Source organism: Rhizobium ecuadorense (assembly GCF_001187535.1).
GTDB lineage: Bacteria > Pseudomonadota > Alphaproteobacteria > Rhizobiales > Rhizobiaceae > Rhizobium > Rhizobium ecuadorense.
Genome location: NZ_LFIO01001354.1, coordinates 43699 through 49931, shown reverse-complemented (window position 1 = coordinate 49931; position 6233 = coordinate 43699). Strand labels below are relative to the sequence as shown.

4 protein-coding genes are annotated in these 6233 nt (G+C 61.2%); 1 reads left to right on the top strand and 3 read right to left on the bottom strand.

Annotated features, from left to right (window positions below; translation table 11 throughout):
* Positions 1 to 55: 55 nt before the first annotated feature.
* A complete protein-coding gene (locus tag AF337_RS29440) occupies positions 56 to 1099 on the bottom strand; it encodes a magnesium and cobalt transport protein CorA (RefSeq protein ID WP_049734959.1) in 1044 nt (347 codons plus the stop codon).
* 346 nt (positions 1100 to 1445) lie between these two features.
* On the opposite strand from AF337_RS29440, the gene AF337_RS29435 reads away from it, so the two are divergent.
* Positions 1446 to 3326 (top strand): HAMP domain-containing methyl-accepting chemotaxis protein, encoded by a 1881-nt coding sequence (locus AF337_RS29435; protein WP_049734958.1) that lies wholly within the window; start codon positions 1446 to 1448, stop codon positions 3324 to 3326.
* A gap of 90 nt (positions 3327 to 3416) precedes the next feature.
* Here AF337_RS29435 and AF337_RS29430 read toward each other — a convergent pair whose 3' ends face one another.
* Together AF337_RS29430 and AF337_RS29425 are read right to left on the bottom strand one after the other, a co-directional pair.
* Positions 3417 to 4868 (bottom strand): NCS1 family nucleobase:cation symporter-1, encoded by a 1452-nt coding sequence (locus AF337_RS29430; protein ID WP_049734957.1) that lies wholly within the window; start codon positions 4866 to 4868, stop codon positions 3417 to 3419.
* 144 nt (positions 4869 to 5012) lie between these two features.
* The gene (locus tag AF337_RS29425; protein WP_049734956.1) at positions 5013 to 6158 is read right to left on the bottom strand and encodes an alpha/beta hydrolase; all 1146 of its coding nucleotides are present in this window, start codon (positions 6156 to 6158) and stop codon (positions 5013 to 5015) included.
* Positions 6159 to 6233: the final 75 nt, after the last annotated feature.

Here is a 6233-nt window from a genome sequence, read left to right as displayed (position 1 = left end):
TCAACCTCAGCTTTCCCGGTACGGATCGAATGGACAACCTATTGGAAGCTCACATCTAGAGCCACTTCCTCCGGCGGAAGAAGCCGAACAGGCCGAGACACAAGACGGCGATGACGCCGAGCACGACGAAATAGCCATACTGGGTTTTCAGTTCCGGCATGTCGCTGAAATTCATCCCGTAAATGCCGGCGATCGCGGTGGGGACGGCAAGGATTGCCGCCCAGGCGGCGAGCTTGCGGGCAATCGCCGTCTGCTCGGTCTGGCCGATCATCACGCTGGCCTCGAAGGCGAAGGCAAGCACCTCGCGCAGTGCATCGATATCTTCCTGAACCCGGCGCACGTGATCGGTCACATCGCGAAACAGCGACTGCAGCGTCGGATCCATGCCGGGCAGATCGATATGCTCATATCGCCGGCAGACGTCGACGAGCGGCACCACGGCATTGCGCAGCCGCAGAAGCTTGCGCCGCAGCAGGTAAAGCCGCTCGATATCGGACTTTCCCAGTTGTTCGCGCAGCACCAGATCTTCGAGCTTCTCCACCTCCTCCTGCACGACCTCGATGACCGGCATGTAGTTGTCGACGATGAAATCGAGGATGGAATAGAGAATGTAATTCTCGCCGTGGGCCAGCGCCGCCGGCGTTGCCTCGCATCGCTGCCGCACCGCCAGATAAGAGGACGAATCCCCATGGCGAACAGAGACGACGTAACCGCGGCCGACGAATAAATGCGTTTCGCCGAAGATGATTTCGTCATCCTTCATATGGGCGGTCCGGGCGACGATGAACATTGCGTCCCCATAGATCTCCAGCTTCGGGCGCTGGTGGGGCTGTGCCGCGTCCTCGATCGCCAAGGCGTGGAGATTGAACTCGGCCTGGACCTGATGCAGCAGCACTTCATCCGGCTCGTGCAGACCGATCCAGACGACGGCATTCTCCCGGCCGCGCCATTCGCCGGCCTCTTCTATCCGGATATCGCGAATGCGCTGCCCATGCTGGTACACGGCGGCGGCCACGACGCCGCGCCGCTCATACGGCAGCGATGCAGAGCCGCTGCCGGCCTGCGGGGAAACTTTGTCCAGATCCTTCAGCCGTTCCAATCCTGCCGTCCTCCCGCTTCCGCGCGGATCACGCATCCGCAAGCAACGCCCGGCAGGCGTCGGGTCAATCATAATGCTATTTTGTAAAACATGCATCCGTCTCTATGCGAGGCTGAGTGGGTCTTCTCCGCCGTGGAGGCGGCAACCCACTTCACTATGTCTGGCTCCCCTCAACTCTCTGACGCATCGATAAACATTTCCGGCGCGATGGGGATATGTTCTGCGCAAAAGCGACGTCAGGCTGGTAAACGGCGTTTTACATATTGAGCAAATCGTTAAATTTTTTTCTGTACAAAAGTCCTTAGCCAAGCGGCATGAGGCCGGACCGTTCGATCGAGGACTTTCAATGCGTCGTCCAAACATTAAATCGAGTTTGCTGTTTATTTTCAGCGGCATAGCTCTTCTTTTCGGCCTCGTCGCCTATCTTGCCGTCGACGGCCTTCGAAACACGAACGGCTCCACCGAAGAAATCGCGACCCATTGGCTGCCGAGCGTGCAGGCTTCGCAATCGATCAATCTCGCCATGACGAATTTGCGCCTTGCTTACCGCGATCACATCATCGCTCAGACAGAGGCGGAAAAGAAAACACGCGAAGAGGCCATCAAAGTGGCCGAGAATGCGGTTGGCAAATCGGTGGATGCCTATCTTCCGCTGGCATCATCGGACCACGAGCGCGACCTGATCAAGACGATCAAGGAGAGCGTCGGCGGCTATATCGCCAGCAGCTCACAGCTGCTCGCCCTTTCCCGCGCCAACAAGACCGAAGAGGCCGGGCAATATCTGGGCGGCGAGATGCGCTCCTATTCGGATAAGCTCAAGGAAGCCACGACGAGCCTGGTTGAATTGGATGTCAGCGGCAGCAATAAGGCTGCCGCCCTCAGCAAGGAAACCTTCGATTCCATCGAATTCTATCTGCTCGTCGCAATCAGCGTTGCCGGGTTGGTCGTTGTCGGCGCCGTCGCCTTCGTGCTGAAGGGCATTGCCAATCCGATTACCGGCATCACCGCTTCGATGCGGCGGCTGGCCGACGGCGACACCGATGCGGAGATTCCGTTTGCCGACCGCGCCGACGAAGTCGGATCGATGGCGGGAGCCGTCGAGATCTTCCGCCAAGCCGCGATCACGAATAAGCGGATGGCACTGGACGCCGAGGAAAACCGCAACAGGGCGGAGGCCGATCGCGTGGCCGCCCAGAAGCAGGCGGAGGCCGACGCCTCGGAGCGGCTGCGCATCGCCACCTCGGGTCTCGCCGCCGGTTTGAAGCGGCTGGCCGCAGGCGACCTCGCCTTTCAGATCAACGAGACCTTCGCACCCGATTTCGAGGCGCTGCGCCACGACTTCAACCAGTCCGTCACCCAGCTTGGCGCGACGCTCCGGGCGATTTCCGAAAGCATCGGCACGATCGACGAAGGCACGCGGGAGATCTCCTCCGGTGCGAGCGATCTGTCGAAGCGCACGGAGCAGCAGGCGGCCTCGCTCGAAGAGACCGCGGCCGCACTGGAAGAGATCACCGCAAACGTTGCGAACTCCAGCAAGCGGACCGAGGAGACGCGCACGGTGGCCACCGAGGCAAACCGCAGCGCCGGCATCTCCGCGGAAGTCGTCTCCCATGCCGAAGAGGCGATGGAGCGCATCGAGACCTCGTCGCAACAGATTTCCAACATTATCAGCGTCATCGACGAAATCGCCTTCCAGACCAATCTTCTCGCCCTCAACGCCGGTGTGGAAGCCGCCCGTGCCGGCGAGGCCGGCAAGGGCTTTGCCGTCGTCGCCCAGGAAGTGCGCGAACTCGCCCAGCGCTCGGCAAGCGCTGCCAAGGAAATCAAGGGCCTGATCCAGAACTCTTCGAAGGAAGTTGAAAGCGGCGTCAAGCTGGTGCGCGATACCGGCCAGGCGCTGAAGACCATCGGCGGCTTCATCACCCAGATCAATCACCATATGGACTCGATCGCCACCTCTGCGAAAGAGCAGTCGATCGGCCTCAGCGAAGTCAATGTTGCGGTCAACCGCATGGACCAGACCACGCAGCAGAACGCGACCATGGTGCAACAGTCGACGGCGGCATCCGATTCACTCGCGCAGCAAGCCCAGACACTGCGCGAGCTTATCGCCCAGTTCAAGCTCGACGATACGGCGTTCAACCAGTCGTCGGCCCTTCGCTCGACGGCGAGAACGATGGCGCAGCCAGCCCGCGGGCCCGTCCATGCAGTGGCCGCCCGCCGTTAAGACGGATACGAACGGGCGGTCCCCTGCCCTGACCGCTTGGACAGACCAAATAGGAAGGCGCCCGGCATCGCCGGGCGCCTCTCATTTCATTCATGCAGCGAAGGCCGGATTGCGCCGCGCACCCATTCTCAGCACGAAATAGATCGCCCCGCCGATACCGACGCCGAAGAACCAGCCATAGGTGCCCCACCAATCCGGCAGGATCGAGGTGAAGGTCGGCAGGATCGAGGAGAACAGCGCACCGACCACGAATGCGATAAAGGCATTGCCGTGCCATCCGCTCTGGAAGCGGAACTCGCCATTCTCATGGTAGAGCGCCTCGACGTTCAGCTGGCTCTTCCGGATGAGGTAGTAATCCACCATCATGATGCCGAAGATCGGCCCCATGGTCGAGCCGATGAAGTTGACGAAATGCGCCGCACCCGTTTCCCAGGGAGCAAACGGATAAAGCACCAGCGCAATCAAAGCCGCAATGTATCCGCCGCGTTTGAAGTTGATCTGGCGCGGGAAGACATTGGCGAAGTCGAAGGCCGGCGAGACGAAATTCGCCACGACGTTGATGCCGAGCGTTGCGATCGCGAAGGTCAGTGCCGCAAGCAGCGCCAGGAACCAGCTGTCGAATTTCGCCGATATCATTTCCGGATGCAGCAGGACCTCGCCATAGACGGTGAAGGCGGCCGTGGTCGTGACACCTGCGACGAGGCAGAACGCCAGGAGGTTGATCGGCAGACCCCAGAGGTTCCCTTTTCGCAGCGCCTTTTCGCTCGTTGCGTAACGCGAGAAATCGCAGAAATTCAGGTAAAGCGCCGCGAAATAGGTAATCCAGGTGGCGGCCACCGCGGCTAGCGCCGCGATCGAGCCGGGCTCGCCCGGCACGCCGGCATCCTTGGTCTTCTCGATCAGCACGTCGCGCGGGATTTCCGAACCGAAGGAGAAGGTCCCCGATTTGACCACCAGATAGACCGCCAGGATCAGCATCATGATCCAGACGGCGGGACCGGCCCAATCCTGGAACTTGCGAACCGTTTCCATTCCCCGCTGGATGATCAGCAGCTGCAGCGCCCAGACGATGACGTAGCAGATGAGTTCGAGGGTCGAGTGGCCGAGCATATGGCTGTTCTGGTGGAAGGCGAGCAGGCTCTCGTTCCTGATCAGCAGAGCGACGATGGCGCCGGATGCAGCGGCGGTCTGCGCGCCGTACCAGAAGCAGGCGACCACCGCCCGGACCAGGGCCGGAACGTTGGCGCCGAACGTGCCGAAGGAGGCGCGCGCCAGAACCGGAAAGGGTACGCCGGTGCGCACACCCGCATTGCCGACCAGGCTCATCAGAAGAAAGATGACCAGCGAGCCGATGCCGATGGCGATGACGAAATTCACGAAGCTGCCGCACAGCAGGAACAGGCTCGCCGCCAGATAATAGCCCCACAGGCTGTGAACGTCAGATGTCCAGACGTTAAAGATACTGAACGCACCCCATTTGCGCTCCTCGGCGGGTGCAAGATCCTCGTTGTATAACGAGGGAGACGGATTTCGTATGCTCATGAATGCCCTCCCATATCCCCTGAGGCCGACTCGACCACGGACGGAAGTCTGCTCTTCATTTGAGCATCTGACAATTTAATAGTCACATTGTACACAATGTCGGCGGCAGCGCTGTACAGATCCTCCTGAGCGCGCCCAGGCGGTTCAGTGCGCGCCGACGACGCGCCCGGCCAGGCGAAACGGGCTTGCGACTGCCGCGCCGGCCGCGTCGAAGACATAGGCGCCGACATCGCCGGCGGATGAACGCTTGCCGTTTTCGAAGGAGGCAAGCTCCGCACCGAACTTGGCGAGTGATGCGTAACGGTCATGCCCCAGCCCGTCGGACGCCTGGATCGAAGTGATGTCGATGACCCGGAGCCTTTCCTTCACGGCGGCCTCCTCGATGACGGGATCGTTAATATCGAGACGCCCGACGCGCGGCCGCTCCCCTGCGATGAAGCTCGACGCCACGAGCGCCCGATCGTCCTTCGAGACCAGGAGAGAGATCGGCATCGGCATTCGGCCGATATCCTTCAGCTGAGACCGGAAGACATCGACGTCGATATCGGGGGCGGCGAGCACGACCGCCAGTTTGCCGACGACATCGTCGCGGTGCTGCAGCCTGAGCTCCCGCACCGTTTCCATCACCAGGAACCCGCCCATGCTGTGCCCGAACAGGATGATGCGTTTCACCTTGCCGGAGGCCGAAAGCGATGTGACGAGGGAATCGAGCGCTCTGCGCGAGGCGAGCGCCGCATCGCGGTCTGCGACATATCCGGCAACGGCTGCAGCCGAAGGCCAGGAAAACAGGATCGGAGCACCCGGTAGTTTCGCATCCGCGGCGATCTGTGCCGTGCGATAGAGCGCCTCCTGGTAACTGTAGTTATAGCCATGCACGAAGATGCCGATGGTTCCGTTCGGCTGAACCGACCGAAGCGCCTCCTCAACGAAGGCGTCCTTTGCAAGCTGCTTGCGCCCGATGACGGCAAATTGCCGGTCGGGATCCGGCATCGAAGTGGGGTATGCGATCGTGATACCCTTCCGGTCCGAAGGCACCGAAAAAGCATATTGCTCATAGGTGAGGTTGTCGGCCCATGCGCTCCCGAAGCCGCCGCGCTCGGGGGTCCTGTTCGTCGCGGCCAGCACGCTCACCCGGTTCGAAGCAGCCGCATCGGCACGAGCCTGCAGATGGACCGGCTTCAAGACATCGGGCGACGGTCTCGAGATGCAGCCCGTCAGTGTCGCCATACCGACCGCAATCAGCATGGCCGAAACTATTTTCGCAAGCCCGTTCAAACGTCGTTGCGGCATCGAGCGATCCCCTCGCAGGTCAAGGCGTGCAGCGGCCACGTCGGTGGCCGCTGCGATGGCTGACGGAGTTCGTCC

Bases quoted from the DNA above. Each gene is read 5' to 3' on its own strand.
- AF337_RS29425 (WP_049734956.1), bottom strand. From the start codon at position 6,158: ATGCCGCAACGACGTTTGAACGGGCTTGCGAAAATAGTTTCGGCCATG.
- AF337_RS29430 (WP_049734957.1), bottom strand. From the start codon at position 4,868: ATGAGCATACGAAATCCGTCTCCCTCGTTATACAACGAGGATCTTGCA.
- AF337_RS29435 (WP_049734958.1), top strand. From the start codon at position 1,446: ATGCGTCGTCCAAACATTAAATCGAGTTTGCTGTTTATTTTCAGCGGC.